Below are 14,735 nucleotides of genomic sequence, written 5' to 3'. Positions count from 1 at the left end.
AAACACCACTTTGACGTGCCTTTCGAAGGAGGCGGATGCTGCCCCGCAGTGCCCATCGGAGAAAGAGGCGGACCGGATCATGAGCGGTATCGAGGACCCCGTCGACGATCTGTCGGTCACCCCGCCCAAACGCTGGGCGACCGGTGTTCCGGCGGTGACGCACGCACTGGAGTACTCGCTGGGGCAGACGACCGTACGACGCACCGCCCTGACCCTGCTGAACATCAACCAGGTCAAGGGCTTCGACTGCCCGGGATGCGCCTGGCCCGAGCCCGCGCCGGGCAAGCGGCACCGCAACGAATACTGCGAGAACGGCGCCAAGCACATCACCGACGAAGCCACCTCGCGCCGGGTCACCGCCGAGTTCTTCCGCGAGCACTCGATCGCCGAACTCGGAGCCAGGTCCGACTACTGGCTCAACCAGCAGGGCCGGCTGACCGAACCCGTGATCAAGCGGCCCGGCGCCGAGCACTACGAACCGATCGGCTGGGACGAGGCGCTCGACGTGCTCGCCGGGGAGCTCCGCCGGCTGGACTCCCCGGACGAGGCCCTGTTCTACACCTCCGGCCGGCTGAACAACGAGGCCGCCTTCCTGCTGCAGCTCTTCGCCCGCGCCTACGGCACCAACAACCTCCCGGACTGCTCCAACATGTGCCACGAGTCCAGCGGTTCCGCGCTGATGGAGACCCTGGGCATCGGCAAGGGCAGCGTCTCCCTGGACGACATCCACACCGCGGACCTCGTCTTCGTCGTCGGACAGAACCCGGGCACCAACCATCCGCGGATGCTCACCGCGCTGGAGGAGACCAAGCGCAACGGCGGCAAGGTCATCGCGGTGAACCCGCTGCCGGAGGCCGGACTGATCCGCTTCAGGCATCCGCAGAAGGCACGCGGAGTGATCGGCCGGGGCACGGCCATGGCCGACCAGTTCCTGCAGATCCGCCCAGGTGGCGACCTCGCCCTGTTCCAGGCGCTCAACCGGCTGCTGCTGGAGGCCGAGGACGAGCGCCCGGGCACCGTACTCGACCACGCCTTCATCAGCGCCCACACCACCGGCTTCGCCGACTTCGCCGACCACGCCCGGAAGATCGCCTGGGAGGACGTCCTCGCCGCGACCGGGCTGAGCCGCGACGAGATCGAGGCCGTCCACGACCGAGTCCTGCGCAGCGGAAAGATCATCGTCTGCTGGGCCATGGGCCTCACCCAGCACAAGCACGGCGTCCCCACCATCCGCGAGGTCGTCAACTTCCTGCTGCTGCGCGGCAACATCGGCCGGCCGGGCGCGGGCGTGTGTCCGGTGCGCGGGCACAGCAACGTCCAGGGCGACCGTACGATGGGCATCTGGGAGCGCATGCCCCAGACGTTCCTCGACGCCCTGGGCCGCGAGTTCGGCTTCACCCCGCCCGCGAAGCACGGACTGGACTCGGTCGACGGCATCCGGGCCATGCGCGACGGCACCGCGAAGCTCTTCCTCGGCGTCGCCGGCAACTTCGTCCGGGCCACCCCCGACAGCCATGTCACCGAGGAGGCGATGCGGCGGTGCCGGCTCACCGCGCACATCTCCACCAAGCTCAACCGCTCCCACACGGTCTGCGGTGACACCGCCCTCATCCTGCCCACGCTCGGCCGCAGCGACCGCGACATCCAGGCGTCCGGCGAGCAGTTCATCACCGTCGAGGACTCCATGAGCGAGGTCCACGCCTCCCGGGGTCGCCTGGCACCGGCCTCCCCGCACCTGCTCAGCGAGGTCGCGATCATCAGCCGGCTGGCCCGCTTGACCCTCGGTGACACACCCGTCATCCCCTGGGAGGAGTTCGAGGCGGACTACGCCGCCGTCCGCGACCGCATCTCCCGCGTCGTACCGGGCTTCGAGGACTTCAACGCCCGGGTCGCCGGGCCCGGCGGGTTCCGGCTGCCCAACCCGGTCAACCAGCGTGTCTTCCGCACCTCGAGCGGCAAGGCGGTCTTCACCGTCAACGACTTCACGATGCCGCACATCCCCGAGGGCCATCTGCTGCTGCAGACGCTGCGCTCCCACGACCAGTGGAACACCGTGCCGTACGCGATGGACGACCGCTACCGCGGCATCCGCAACGCCCGCCGGGTGGTGCTCGTCAACCCCGCCGACCTGGCGGCCCTCGGGTTCGCCGACCGCGACCGGGTGGACCTGGTCACCGTCTGGCACGACGGACTGGAGCGCCGGGCGGAGGACTTCCGCGTCGTCGCCTATCCCGCCAGCCGCGGCTCCGCGGCCTCCTACTACCCCGAGACCAATGTCCTGGTGCCGCTGGACAGTGTCGCCGACATCAGCAACACCCCTACGTCCAAAGGTGTGTTGATCCGCCTGGAGCCCACGCGCGGAGCAGGAACATGGGACGAGTGACGGTACGGCGGCGGGTGCTCCGGATTCGCGACGGAGTACCCTCCGCCCGGCCGGACACCCTGGCAGCCGAGGAACCGATGGAGATACGGGTCGGCGGGCGCCCCCTCACCGTGACCATGCGCACCCCCGGCGACGACTTCGACCTCGCGGCCGGCTTCCTCGCGGGCGAGGGTGTCGTCCGTGCCGCCGGCGACGTGACCGGCATCCGCTACTGCGCCGGTGCCACGGCGGACGGGGGCAACACCTACAACGTGGTGGACGTCGGCCTGGCCCCGGGCGTGGCCATGCCCGGCGCGTCGTTGGAGCGGAACTTCTACACCACCTCCTCGTGCGGCCTGTGCGGCAAGGCCAGCCTGGACGCGGTGCGCATGGCCACGAGGTGGTCCGTGGGCGAGGACCCGCTGCGCGTGGGCCCGGAGCTCCTCGCCTCCCTGCCCGAGAAGCTCCGTGCGGCGCAGAAGGTGTTCGACAGCACCGGGGGCCTGCACGCGGCCGGACTGTTCACGGCCGACGGCGAGCTGCTGTGCCTGCGCGAGGACGTGGGCCGGCACAACGCCGTGGACAAGGTCGTCGGACACGCCCTGCGCTCGGACCTGCTGCCGTTGCGCGGCACCCTGCTGATGGTCAGCGGCCGCGCCTCCTTCGAGCTGGTGCAGAAGGCCGTGCTCGCCGGAATCCCCCTGCTGGCGGCCGTCTCGGCCCCCTCCTCGCTGGCCGTGGACCTGGCGGCCGAGAGCGGGCTGACCCTGGTCGGCTTTCTGCGCGGTACATCGATGAACGTGTATGCCGGTGCGGAACGACTCCAGCCGCAGCCGGTGGGCTGACGTGGGCTGAAATGGGGTCTGACGCGTGCTGGTGGGGTTTGATGCGGGCTGACGCGAGGGCTCACGTGGGCGGCGGCAGTGCACGCCAGGGAGCCGCAGCCGCGCCCGGTACCGTCGGTTGTCGCCCCGGCGTCGGCTATCGCCCCGGCGCCGTCGGCCATCGACCCGTCGTCGGCTACCGCCCCGGATCCCCCGGCACGCGCTCCAGGGCCGAGGCCACGTCGGTGGTGCGGGCGATGTCCGTCAGCGCCCTCGCCATCACCGAACCGGGCTCCCGGGCGGCGACCACCAGGCCCACGGGCACGGCCGCGGCGGGTTCGATCAGCGGCACCGCCCGCATACCGTGCGGGACACCGAACACATGGAGCCAGGCATGCGGCACGATGGCCGCCCACTGGCCCGTCCTGACGTGGGCGAACAGCGCCGCCACGGAGTCGGTCTCCAGTCGGGGCGAGGGCTGCGTCCCCGCCTGCGCGAACAGCTCGTCCAGCACCCGGCGTCCCTGCATCGCCGGGGTCAGCATGCACAGCGGCAGTCGCGACGCCTCCGCCCAGGTGGCCGACGTACGCCGGGCCAGGCCGTCGGCGGTCGTGAGCAGCAGCACGTACCGCTCCTGGTACAGGGGCACCGTGTGGAAGCCACCCTCCGACACATCCTCGCGCAGATAGGTCACCCCGGCATCGAGCTCGAAGTTCTGCAGCTGCCGCAGGATGTCCACCGACTGCATGTCCGCGGTCACCTCGACCGTGACCAGCGGGTGCGCCGCGCAGAACGGGCCGGTCAACTGGGCGACGGCACCGGACGCGGTGGGCACGGTGCCGATCCGCATCCTGCCGCTCAAGCCGTTGCGCAGGACATCCACCTCGTCCTTGAGGGCATCCCGGTCGGCGAGGATCCGCTGCGCCCATACGACGATGCGTTCCCCCTCCGGGGTGAGGCCCTCGTACTTGCGGCCACGCCGCACCAGCGGCACGTCGAGTTCCTCCTCCAGCTTGCGCAGCGCCTCCGACAGTGCGGGCTGGGAGACGTAGCAGGCCTGGGCGGCACGGGCGAAGTGCCGCTCCCGGGAGAGGGCGACGAGGTATTCCAGCTGACGAAAGAGCACGGCACGGGTGTACCCGACCGTTCCCCGTAAAGCCAACCCGGGCCCGTCGGCCCCTCCGCCGGTCACAGCGCCGGACTGCGTACGACCTGCCGAGCCGGCCGGGCAGCGCCATGCTGGAACGACTTGGTTCCATGGACCCGACGACTTGGTTCCGAGGCCCTCGTGTCTCCAGGACCTCAGGAGGAGGCGTACTGCCGTGGTCGAACCGCAGCCCGTCATCGTCCCGCCGGCCAGGGCGGCCGTGTTCCTCGTCGTCACCATCGATCCGGGCGGGGAGGACGCGGTCCGCGGCCTGCTCGAGGACGTCTCGGGGCTGCGCCGCTCGGTGGCCTTCCGCGAGCCGGCCGAGGAACTGAGCTGTGTCGTCGGCATCGGATCGCACGCATGGGACCGGTTGTTCAGCGGCCCGCGCCCACGTCGGCTGCATCCCTTCACGGACCTGGTCGGCCCCCGCCATCGAGCGCTCGGCACACCGGGCGACCTGCTTTTCCATGTCCGCTCCCACCGTATGGATCTCTGCTTCGAACTGGCCCGGCTGCTGGGCGAGCGACTCGCGGGAGCGGCCACCGTGGTCGACGAGGTGCACGGCTTCAAATTCTTCGACGAACGTGACCTGCTCGGCTTCGTGGACGGCAGCGAGAACCCCGAGGGAAACGTCGCGGACGACGCCGTGTTCATCGGCGAGGAGGACGCGGAATTCGCGGGCGGCAGCTATGTGATCGTGCAGAAGTACCTGCACGACATGACGGCCTGGAACGCCCTGTCGGTCGAGGAACAGAACCTGGTCATCGGGCGCACCAAACTGGCCAACATCGAACTCCCCGACGATGTGAAACCCGCCGATTCCCATGTCGCGCTCAACACCATCACCGACGAGAACGGCGACGAACGCAAGATCGTACGGGAGAACATGCCCTTCGGTACCATCGGCAAAGGCGAGTTCGGCACCTATTTCATCGGATATGCCCGCACCCCGGATGTGACGGAGGAAATGCTGAGGAACATGTTCCTCGGCAGGGATCCGGGCCGGCACGATCGGATTCTCGAATTCTCTGTGCCGGTCACGGGCTGCCTCTTCCATGTGCCCACCGTCACCTTTCTCGACGACCTGCCCGATGCCCCGAGCGGCTCGTGACCCAGCGTTACCGGAACGGCAATGCGCGTCTTCCGTTTGCGGTGTCGTGCACAGCGGGGTTCAGTGATTACGGACCCCCGGAACAACCACCCGCGGATTATCGACCTCCCGCGCGCCCAGGAGCTGCCATGTCGATGTCGTTCGGTGCACCGTTCGGTTCGTCGGACCCCTTCAGCGAGTTGTTCAACCGGTTCTTCGGGACGTCACCGGCGTCGTCGCCTCCCGCGGTGCAGCGGGTGCCCATCGGCCGGCTGCTGACGGAGTCGTGCCAGGAACTGCTCAACCTGGCCGCGCAGCGGGCGGTCCAGGACGGCACGTCCGACCTGGACACCGAACATCTGCTGTGGGCCGCCACCCAGGTCGAACCGTCCCGGAGACTGCTCTCCCAGCTGGACGTCGATCCCGACAGGCTGGCGGCCGAGCTCACCAAGATCCTGCCCCGGGAGTCCGGCGAGCCGTCCGCCCGACCGGGCCTCACCCCGGCGGCCAAGCGCACGCTCCGGGCCGCCTACGCACAGTCACAGGCGGCCGGTGTGTCGTACATCGGTCCCGAGCACGTCCTCGGCGCCCTGCTGGGCGACAGCGACACGGGCGCTGCGAGGCTGCTGCGCGCCGAGGGCCTGGACGCGCGGAAACAGGCCGGTCTGACCGAGCAGGCCGCTCGCGGCGACGGCGTTCCCGCCGAACGCAAGAAGACGCCGGCGACGACCCTGGACGAGTTCGGGCGGGATCTGACGGAGGAGGCCAAGGCGGGGAAGCTGGATCCGGTGGTGGGGCGTGCGGAGGAGATCGAGCAGACGGTCGAGGTCCTCTCGCGGAGGTCGAAGAACAATCCGGTGCTGATCGGCGAGCCGGGTGTGGGCAAGACGGCGATCGTGGAGGGGCTGGCACAGCGGATCGTGGCCGGTGAGGTGCCCGACACCCTCAAGGACAAGAGGGTCGTGGCCCTGGACCTGTCGGGGATGGTCGCGGGGGCGCAGTACCGGGGCCAGTTCGAGGAGCGGTTGAAGAAGGTCATCGAGGACGTCCAGGCCGCCGAGGGCCGGATCATCCTGTTCATCGACGAACTCCACACCGTGGTGGGTGCGGGGGCGACGGGAGAGGGGTCGATGGACGCGGGCAACATGCTCAAGCCCGCCCTCGCGCGCGGTGAACTCCACGTCGTGGGCGCCACGACCATCGACGAGTACCGCAAGTACGTGGAGAAGGACGCGGCGTTGGAGCGGCGGTTCCAGCCGGTGATGGTGCCCGAGCCGACGGTGGAGGAGACCGTGCAGATCCTGGAGGGTCTGCGGGACTCCTACGAGGCCCACCACCAGGTCCGGTTCGACGATGGCGCGTTGGCGGCCGCGGCGGAGCTCTCCGACCGCTACATCACCGACCGTTTCCTGCCCGACAAGGCGATCGATGTGATGGACCAGGCTGGTGCGCGGGTGCGGTTGCGCAGCGTGGGCCGGTCCACGGAGGTGGTCGGCCGCGAGGACCGCATCGCCCAGCTGCGCCGCGAACTCGACCAGGCCGTCTCCGTGGAGGACTTCGAGAAGGCGTCGGAGCTGAAGCGGCAGATCTCCGAGGTGGAGGGCGAACTCGCCGGCATCGAGGAACGCCGCGAGGGTGTGGTGTCGGTGACGGCCGCCGATGTCGCCGACGTCGTCTCGCGCCGTACGGGGATCCCCGTGTCGCAGCTGACGGCGAGTGAGAAGGAGAAGCTGCTCAGGCTCGAGGAGGAGATGCACGCCCGGATCGTCGGCCAGGACGAGGCCGTCACCGCCGTCTCCCAGGCGGTACGGCGCAACCGGTCGGGAATGGGGGATCCGAACCGGCCGGTGGGATCCTTCCTCTTCCTCGGCCCCACGGGTGTCGGCAAGACCGAACTCGCCAAGACCCTCGCGGCGTTGCTGTTCGGGGGCGAGGACCGGATGATCCGGTTCGACATGAGCGAGTTCCAGGAGAAGCACACCGTCGCCCGGCTCGTGGGTGCCCCTCCGGGATACGTCGGCTATGAGGAAGCGGGCCAGCTGACGGAGAAGGTGCGCCGCCGGCCCTACAGCGTGGTGCTGTTCGACGAGGTGGAGAAGGCGCACCCGGACGTCTTCAACACCCTGCTGCAGATCCTGGACGACGGCCGGCTCACCGACGCCCAGGGCCGCACCGTCGACTTCCGGCACTGCGTGATCATCATGACGTCCAACATCGGCGCGCACCGGATCCTGGACCACAAGGGTGATGTGTCGGAGCTGAAGGACGAGTTGATGGGGGACCTGCGGACCAGGTTCCTGCCGGAGTTCCTCAACCGGATCGACGACATCATCATCTTCCACGGGCTGACCGAGGACGATCTCGGGAAGATCGTGGACCATCTGCTGGAGCGCAGCAAACGCCGCGTCCACGCCCAGGGGCTGACTCTGGAGGTGACCGAGGCGGCGAAGAAGCTGCTCATCGCGCACGGCCACCAGCCGGAGTTCGGTGCCCGGCCGCTGCGGCGCACGATCCAGGCGGAACTCGACAACCGGATCGCCACCCTGCTGCTCAGTGGTGAAGCGGAGCCCGGGGACGCCATCGTCGCCGACGTCGAACACGACTCCCTCCACTGCACGGTCCGCAGGAGCAGCGGGCCTGCCGGGGCAGGGGCCGCGCCGGCGGAGAAGTGACGGCGGGGAGGACGGAGGAGGGGCGGCCCCTGGCCGCTCATCCGTGCTCGCTCTGCTCCCCGATCGACACCACGACCACGCTCGACGGGCCGTCCGGCGTGACGAAGTCGACCGAGTCACCGGGGCGGTGCCCGAGCAGCGCGCGGCCGAGCGGGCTGTCGGAGGTGACCAGGTTCTGGTCCAGGGCCTCGGCGACCTCGCCGATCTGAAGCGTCTCCACCGAGCCGTCCGGGAAGCGGACGGCGACCGTGCTGCCCACGCCGACCACGTCCGTGGGGGCGGGCCCGGCCACCTCCGCCTGGCGCAGCCGCTCGGTGATGGCCTCGATACGACGGTCCAGGCGGTCGAGCTGATTGGCGCGCTGCAACTGCTCGGCCTGGTCGGCCTGGTCGCCCACATCCGTGCGGTCCCGCAGGATTCCGGCGACGAGCCGGCGCTCGTCACGCAGGTCGGCCAGCTCCTGCTCCAGCGCGCGGCGGGCAGCGGCACTGATCGGCTCCGGGTCACCGGTCATTCCGGCTCCTCTGGTCCAGGGGAGAAACATTGACGAGTCGGGCATTTTTCGCATCGTATCAACGAGTGCCCGAGGTCGTGCCGCCCCGCGCTGGGGGTCGGGGAGGCGGCTGCGGTGGAGGCCCCCACTGTCTCGATATACGGTGTTTTAAGGTGTTTTTCCACCTCTGTTTCCCTCTCTCCCAGGAGGTTTCCATGTCCTCGAAGCGACGCCGGAAGAAGAAGTCGCGGCGCAACCATCGCGCCAACCACGGCAAACGGCCCCAGTCCTGAGGCCTCGGACGGACACGCACGGACCTGAAGGGCGCCGGCACCATCCCGGACCGGCGCCCCTCTCGTGTGCCCCGCCGGATGCATGGGGACATCGGGCCGGTGCACCGCCAGACTCGGACACATGAGACTGATGACGTCACCTCACGCACCGTCGGCCCCGATCGCGTCGAGGTGCACCACATGACCTCCGCCGTGGTGGTCGGTGGCGGACCCAACGGCCTCGCCGCCGCGGCCCTCCTCGCCAGGGCGGGCCTGCAGGTCACGCTCCTGGAGGCCGCGGACGAGGTCGGCGGGGGCACCCGCAGCCACGAGGCGATCCTGCCGGGACTGGTGCACGACCACTGCTCGGCCATGCATCCCATGGCCGTCGGCTCCCCGGCGCTGCGCACGCTGGGCCTCGAACGGCACGGGCTGCGCTGGCTGTTGCCGGACATCGACTGCGTGCACCCCTTGGACGACGGCAGCGCCGGGGTCCTGCTGCGTTCCGTGGCGGACACCGCCCGTATGCTCGGCCCGGACGGTGACCGGTACCGCGCACTCCTCACCACCCCGGTACGCCACTGGGACGCCCTGGCGCACGATGTGCTGGGCCCCCTGCCGCGCCTCCCCTCGCACCCGCTGCTCCTCGCCCGCTTCGGGCTGCCGACCACCCTCCCCGCCTTGCTCCTCGCCCGCCTCTTCACCACCCCGCGGGCGCGGGCCCTGTGGGCGGGCGTCGCGGCACACGCCTTCCGGCCGCTGTCGCAGCCGTTCACCTCGGCCATCGGGCTCGGCATCCTCACCGCGGGCCATGCCGACGGCTGGGCCGTGGCCGAAGGCGGCTCACAGTCCATCGCCCGCGCCATGGAACGCGTGCTGCGCCTGCACGGAGGCACCGTCCACACCGGCGTGCGCGTCACCGACCACCGGCAGCTGCCGCCCGCCGACGTGACCCTCCTCGACCTCGACCCCGGCCAGGTCGTCGCCCTCTACGGCGACCGGCTCCCGGCCCGGGTGCGCCGTGCCTACCGGCGGTTCCGGCGTGCCCCCGCGGTCTTCAAGCTCGACCTGGCCGTCGAAGGCGGCGTGCCCTGGACGAACGAGCACGCACGCCGGGCGGGCGCCGTGCACCTCGGCGGCCCGCTCGCCGAGGTGGCCGACGCCGAGCGGGCCGTGGCGGCCGGACACATGCCGGAACGCCCCTTCGTGCTGGTCGGCCAGCAGTACCTGGCGGACCCCTCCCGCTCCGCGGGCGACGTCCACCCCGTCTACACCTACGCCCATGTCCCGTACGGCTACGACGGGGATGCGAGCGACGCGATACTCCGTCAGCTGGAGCGGTTCGCCCCCGGTGTCCGCGACCGCGTCGTGGGTCGCCTGGTCACCTCGCCCCACCGGTTCGCCGCCGCCAATCCGAACTTCGCCGGCGGCGACGTCATCACCGGGGCCAGTACGATCCCTCAGCTCCTCCTGGGCCCCCGCCCGACCGTCGAGCCGTACTCGACCGGCCTGCCGGGCGTGTTCCTGTGCTCGGCGGCGACCCCGCCCGGGGCCGGGGCGCACGGCATGTGCGGCGCCGGAGCCGCGGCGGCCGCACTGCGCCATCTGGGGGTGGGGGCCGCGGACCGGCAGTGACCCCCGCCGCCGGGGCGTCTTGTTGCGCCCTCCGGTCCGGACGCGGGGTCGACCGCAACTGAGGGCCCGCCGGACGGGGTGCTCCCAGCTCGGCGGCCCCGCCCCGATCCTCCTGCCGCCGCCGGAGGGAACCTCGCGGAGCGCGTCCATCTCGTGGTGGGGAACGCCCAGCGAGCCGCTCCCACCGCGCGGCGAGCGGCGGCATTCCGGCGCCGCAGATCCCCGCCATCGAGATCCGCTCAGTGGGCGCCTCCTACGCCTGGGACTCCCGGGCTGCGGAGGTGAGGGACATGTCCGCATAGCGTTCGCCCGCCACCTGCCCGGCGATCGGCTCCAGTACGGCCAGTTCGTCGGCGCTCAGCGTGATCCGGGTGGCCTGGGCGTTCTCGAGCAGGCGGCCGCGCTTGCGCGTACCCGGGATCGGCACCACGGTCAGGCCGTGCACCTCGGCCCGCTGGTGCACCCAGGCCAGCGCGATCTGCGCCGTGGTGGCCCCGTGCTCGGCCGCGATCTTGCGCAGGGGGGCGAGCAGAGCGGCGTTCGCCCTGGCGTTGTCGCCGGTGAAACGGGGCAGCAGCTGCCGGAAGTCACTGCCGGACAGTTCCTTGCTCGCGTCGGAGAAGGAGCCGGTCAGAAAGCCCCGGCCGAGCGGCGAGTACGGCACGAAGGCGACCCCCAGCTCGGCGGCGGTGCCCACCACACCGCGCTCCACGTCCCGGCTGAACAGCGACCACTCCGTCTGCACGGCGGCGATGGGGTGCACGGCGTGCGCCTCGCGCAGTTCCGCACCGGTGACCTCGCTCAGGCCGAGGTGCCTGACCTTGCCCTCCCGGACCAGCTCGGCCATGGCTCCGACCGACTCGGACAGCGGCACTTCGGGATCGCGGCGGTGCAGGTAGTAGAGGTCGATGACCTCGACGTCCAGGCGGCGCAGACTCGCCTCGGCGGCCTTCTTGATGTAGCCGGGATCGTTGCGGATGGCACGGTAACCCGGGTCGTCCGCGCGGTATTCGATGCCGAACTTGGTGGCCAGGGTGATCTCGTCGCGGTGCGCCGCCACGAACGGCGCGAGGAACTCCTCGTTGGCGCCGACGCCGTACATGTCGGCGGTGTCGATCAGGGTGACACCCGCCTCGACGGTGGCCTCCAGGGTGTCGCGGGCCGCGGCGTCGTCGGTCTGCCCGTAGGCGGCGCTGATGCCCATGGCGCCGAAGCCCTGGACGCCGACGAGGGGGCCACCGGTGCCCAGTTCGACCTTGCGGATCTGTTCGATGGTGTTGCCCATGGTGGCGCTCAGGCCCTTTCCGACGCCCGGCGGGCGTCCGCGTAAAAGTCGATCTTGGCGTCGAGCACGGTGAGGGTGTCGTGCAACTCGGCGATGCGCGCGAGGACTTCGCGCCGGGTCCGCTCCAGCATCCGCTGCCGTTCCTCGTAGGTCTCCGCTCCCTGGCGGACCAGCTCGGCGTAGCGCACCATCTCGGCGACCGGCATCCCGGTCAGCCGCAGCTTGCTCACACACGCCAGCCACTCCAGGTCCCGGTTGTCGAACCGGCGTTGGCCGGCGTGCGACCGCTCCACCTGGGGCAGCAGGCCGATCTGCTCGTACCAGCGCAGCGTGTGCGGGCGAAGTCCCGTGAGCGCCGCGACCTCCTTGATGGTGTAGCGGTCCCGGCCATCGGGCCGAGGCGGCTGAGGCACCACGGGCGCACAGGCGTCCACGGACGAGGAATTCACGGGGGTGCTGTCGATCACCGTCATGCGGGACACGCTAGGACGTTCAAGTGCGCTTGAAGCAAGTGCGTTCCGTGCGCCGCCCCTTCGGCACCGCCCGGGACCGGAAGCGGTGAGGACCCGAGGCCCGGAGATCAGGGGTGGAGCTTCTGCCGCGCGGCGAGCATCGCGACGAACTTCTCGATCCGCGCCGCCCGGGTCTGCGGCCTCTTGGCGTCCTGGACGCGGTAGAGGATCGCGTACCGGTTGCGGCCGTCCAGCGTCGCGAAGAAGTCCCGCGCCTGAGGACATGCCTCCAGGGCCGCCTGGAGGTCATCGGGCACCGTCGCCGTGCGCTGACCCTCGTACGCCGCCTCCCAGCGGCCGTCCGCCCTGGCCTTCTCCACCTCCCGCAGTCCGGCCGGTCGCATCCGGCCCCGTTCGATGAGCTCGGTGGCCTTCTCCCGGTTCACCTTCGACCACTTGCTGCCCGGCCGGCGTGGAGTGAAGCGCTGCAGCCAGTGCCGCTCGTCCAGCTTCTTCTTCTGCCCGTCGATCCAGCCGAAGCAGAGCGCCGACTCCAGCGCTCCCGCGTAGTCGACGCCCTCTTGCCCCGAGCCTGTCTTGGGGATCTTCAGCCAGATCCCACGCACGCCGACGTGATGCTCCTCCAGCCACCCCTCCCACGCCTCCTGCGTGGGGAAGGCCAGGACCGGATCGGCCCCGTTCCCCGCTCCACCCGTCTGCGCTGCACCTGGCATGTGCCACATCAAAACCCACCCCAGCGGTGCGGTCAATCGGGGGGACACGCCCCGATGACGGCGCAGGACGCCGCTCTCAGTCCGCCAGTTCCGCCTTGCCGAACAGGGTGGCATAGCTCGACGGGAGCTGGCTGAGGACCTGGTTCAGCTCTCCGCCGCTGACGCTGTCGGCAACCGTGGTCAGAACCGCGCCGGTGTCCCACCGGGCGGTGCCCGGCCTGCCTCCGATCCGCTCGGCGACCCGGCGGTGGAACTCCTCGATCCCGAAGCCCTCCGGCCGCCCTTGCTTGGCGTCGGCCAGACCGGGACCCAGGGGGCCGGGCAGCTGGGAGGCGAGGTCGTCGATCTCCCCAGGGCCGATGCGCTGCGCCAGCACGCCCAGCACGGCCTCCGTGACCTCCGCCGCTTCGTCCTGGCTGTCGTACTCGCCGCGCTCGCGTACCCGGGCGAGGAACTCGTCGTACCTCATCGTCACCTCCACTTCGGTGCGGTCTCACCGCGGTGCCGTGTCCACGGCACCCGAGCACTCTCGAGGGCGTCCGGCCCGTACGCCGGGCCTCCCGGTCCCAGTACCCAGCCCGCCGGGGTATGCACGGCCGAATCCCGCGGGCACGCCCGCGTGAGACCCCGGGCTCGGGTTACCCGGCCGGTATGCCGAAACTGCATCTTCCCGGGCACGGCCACCGCCACGGCGACGAGGCCCCGCGGCGGCGTGCGCCGGCGCCCGAGGAGGCCGGGCCCGGCCGGCGGGTCGAGCGGGCCGCGCCCGACACACCGGCGCAGCCGCCCGAACGGGCCTGGGGCGCCGTGCTCAAGGGCTCGCTGCACGAGTTCCGGGACGACGAGCTGACCGACCGGGCCGCCGCCCTCACCTACTACGGGGTCCTCGCCCTGTTCCCGGCGCTGCTGGTGCTGGTGTCGCTGCTCGGCATGGCGGGCCGGTCGGTCACCGGCAAGGTGCTGGCCGACCTCGGGCACCTCGCGCCCGGCTCCGTCCGGGACATCCTCACCAGGGCCGTGGAGCAGCTGCAGAACAACGCCGGCACCGGCTCGGTGATGGCCGTGGTCGGCATCGTACTGGCGGTCTGGTCCGCCTCCGGGTACGTGGCCGCCTTCATCCGCGCCGCCAACGCCGTCTACGACATGCCGGAGGGCCGCCCGGTGTGGAAGATCCTCCCGGTGCGGATCGCCGTCACCGTCGTGCTGATGCTGCTCGCCGTCGCCGGCGCCCTGATCGTCGTCTTCACCGGCAGCCTGGCCCGGCACGCGGGTCAGGCGCTGGGCGTCGGCGACACGGCCCTGACGGTGTGGTCGGTCGCGAAGTGGCCGGTGCTGGTCCTGCTGGTCACGGTGATGATCGCGATCCTGTACTGGGCGACCCCGAACGCCAGGGCCAAGCGTTTCAGGTGGATCACTCCGGGCAGCCTCCTCGCACTCGTCATCTGGATGGCCGCCTCCGCCGGGTTCGCCTTCTACGTCGCCGGTTTCGCCTCCTACAACAAGACCTACGGCACCATGGCCGGCGTGATCGTCTTCCTGGTCTGGCTCTGGATCAGCAATCTGGCGATCCTGCTCGGTCTCGAGTTCGACGCGGAGACCGTATGCCGGCGGGCCATCGCCGGCGGACATCCGCCCGGGGCCGGGCCCTGCACCCAGCCGCGCGACACCAGGAAGTGGGAAGAGGACGACGTACGCCGACTGCACGGGACATGACCCGGGCCGGGCGGGGCGGGCCGGGGCACACCGGGCCCGAGAGCACGGCACGC

General features: G+C 70.8%; 12 protein-coding genes. 6 read left to right on the top strand and 6 right to left on the bottom strand.

The window, feature by feature from the left end; all coding sequences use genetic code 11:
• Positions 1-79 precede the first annotated feature (79 nt).
• On the top strand, positions 80-2,383 hold the full coding sequence (locus ACWDEN_RS04220; RefSeq protein ID WP_450857096.1) for an FdhF/YdeP family oxidoreductase: 2,304 nt from the start codon (positions 80-82) through the stop codon (positions 2,381-2,383).
• Positions 2,371-3,207, top strand: a complete 837-nt coding sequence (gene fdhD, locus ACWDEN_RS04215; protein ID WP_351603897.1) for a formate dehydrogenase accessory sulfurtransferase FdhD — start codon at positions 2,371-2,373, stop codon at positions 3,205-3,207. The genes ACWDEN_RS04220 and fdhD overlap by 13 nt, the downstream gene beginning before the upstream one ends.
• Before the next feature lie 175 nt (positions 3,208-3,382).
• Here the strand turns inward: fdhD and ACWDEN_RS04210 are convergent, their stop codons facing one another.
• A complete protein-coding gene (locus ACWDEN_RS04210; protein ID WP_351603899.1) occupies positions 3,383-4,312 on the bottom strand; it encodes a LysR family transcriptional regulator in 930 nt (309 codons plus the stop codon).
• A gap of 196 nt (positions 4,313-4,508) precedes the next feature.
• On the opposite strand from ACWDEN_RS04210, the gene ACWDEN_RS04205 reads away from it, so the two are divergent.
• Positions 4,509-5,447 carry a Dyp-type peroxidase gene (locus tag ACWDEN_RS04205; RefSeq protein WP_351603901.1) on the top strand — a complete coding sequence of 313 codons (939 nt, stop codon included), beginning with the start codon at positions 4,509-4,511 and terminating at the stop codon, positions 5,445-5,447.
• A gap of 128 nt (positions 5,448-5,575) precedes the next feature.
• On the top strand, positions 5,576-8,098 hold the full coding sequence (locus ACWDEN_RS04200) for an ATP-dependent Clp protease ATP-binding subunit (RefSeq protein WP_351603903.1): 2,523 nt from the start codon (positions 5,576-5,578) through the stop codon (positions 8,096-8,098).
• A gap of 37 nt (positions 8,099-8,135) precedes the next feature.
• Here ACWDEN_RS04200 and ACWDEN_RS04195 read toward each other — a convergent pair whose 3' ends face one another.
• Entirely contained in the window at positions 8,136-8,612 is a 477-nt protein-coding gene (locus tag ACWDEN_RS04195) for a GreA/GreB family elongation factor (RefSeq protein ID WP_450857093.1), read from the bottom strand.
• A 350-nt stretch (positions 8,613-8,962) separates the two neighbouring features.
• On the opposite strand from ACWDEN_RS04195, the gene ACWDEN_RS04190 reads away from it, so the two are divergent.
• Entirely contained in the window at positions 8,963-10,498 is a 1,536-nt protein-coding gene (locus ACWDEN_RS04190; RefSeq protein ID WP_450857091.1) for a phytoene desaturase family protein, read from the top strand.
• Positions 10,499-10,751: 253 nt separating this feature from the next.
• Here the strand turns inward: ACWDEN_RS04190 and ACWDEN_RS04185 are convergent, their stop codons facing one another.
• The 4 genes from ACWDEN_RS04185 to ACWDEN_RS04170 all read right to left on the bottom strand — a co-directional run bounded on the left by ACWDEN_RS04185 (position 10,752) and on the right by ACWDEN_RS04170 (position 13,438).
• Positions 10,752-11,783, bottom strand: a complete 1,032-nt coding sequence (locus ACWDEN_RS04185) for an aldo/keto reductase (RefSeq protein WP_450857089.1) — start codon at positions 11,781-11,783, stop codon at positions 10,752-10,754.
• An 8-nt stretch (positions 11,784-11,791) separates the two neighbouring features.
• On the bottom strand, positions 11,792-12,256 hold the full coding sequence (locus ACWDEN_RS04180) for a MerR family transcriptional regulator (protein ID WP_351603911.1): 465 nt from the start codon (positions 12,254-12,256) through the stop codon (positions 11,792-11,794).
• Between the two features lie 107 nt (positions 12,257-12,363).
• Entirely contained in the window at positions 12,364-12,978 is a 615-nt protein-coding gene (locus ACWDEN_RS04175) for a YdeI/OmpD-associated family protein (RefSeq protein WP_450857086.1), read from the bottom strand.
• A gap of 67 nt (positions 12,979-13,045) precedes the next feature.
• Positions 13,046-13,438: a DUF2267 domain-containing protein gene (locus ACWDEN_RS04170; RefSeq protein WP_351603915.1), complete on the bottom strand. Its 393-nt coding sequence runs from the start codon at positions 13,436-13,438 to the stop codon at positions 13,046-13,048.
• A 182-nt stretch (positions 13,439-13,620) separates the two neighbouring features.
• On the opposite strand from ACWDEN_RS04170, the gene ACWDEN_RS04165 reads away from it, so the two are divergent.
• Positions 13,621-14,682: a YihY/virulence factor BrkB family protein gene (locus ACWDEN_RS04165; protein WP_450857084.1), complete on the top strand. Its 1,062-nt coding sequence runs from the start codon at positions 13,621-13,623 to the stop codon at positions 14,680-14,682.
• Positions 14,683-14,735: the final 53 nt, after the last annotated feature.

It is taken from the genome of Streptomyces sp. NPDC001153 (assembly GCF_053598315.1).
The sequence above is the reverse complement of the archived record's forward strand: the minus strand, read 5'-3'. Positions and strand labels throughout refer to the sequence as shown.

Coding starts and splice junctions, on each gene's coding strand:
- ACWDEN_RS04170 (WP_351603915.1), bottom strand. CDS start 13,438: ATGAGGTACGACGAGTTCCTCGCCCGGGTACGCGAGCGCGGCGAGTAC.
- ACWDEN_RS04200 (WP_351603903.1), top strand. CDS start 5,576: ATGTCGATGTCGTTCGGTGCACCGTTCGGTTCGTCGGACCCCTTCAGC.
- ACWDEN_RS04165 (WP_450857084.1), top strand. CDS start 13,621: ATGCCGAAACTGCATCTTCCCGGGCACGGCCACCGCCACGGCGACGAG.
- ACWDEN_RS04195 (WP_450857093.1), bottom strand. CDS start 8,612: ATGACCGGTGACCCGGAGCCGATCAGTGCCGCTGCCCGCCGCGCGCTG.
- ACWDEN_RS04175 (WP_450857086.1), bottom strand. CDS start 12,978: ATGTGGCACATGCCAGGTGCAGCGCAGACGGGTGGAGCGGGGAACGGG.
- ACWDEN_RS04190 (WP_450857091.1), top strand. CDS start 8,963: ATGCATGGGGACATCGGGCCGGTGCACCGCCAGACTCGGACACATGAG.
- fdhD (WP_351603897.1), top strand. CDS start 2,371: ATGGGACGAGTGACGGTACGGCGGCGGGTGCTCCGGATTCGCGACGGA.
- ACWDEN_RS04220 (WP_450857096.1), top strand. CDS start 80: ATGAGCGGTATCGAGGACCCCGTCGACGATCTGTCGGTCACCCCGCCC.
- ACWDEN_RS04185 (WP_450857089.1), bottom strand. CDS start 11,783: ATGGGCAACACCATCGAACAGATCCGCAAGGTCGAACTGGGCACCGGT.
- ACWDEN_RS04180 (WP_351603911.1), bottom strand. CDS start 12,256: ATGACGGTGATCGACAGCACCCCCGTGAATTCCTCGTCCGTGGACGCC.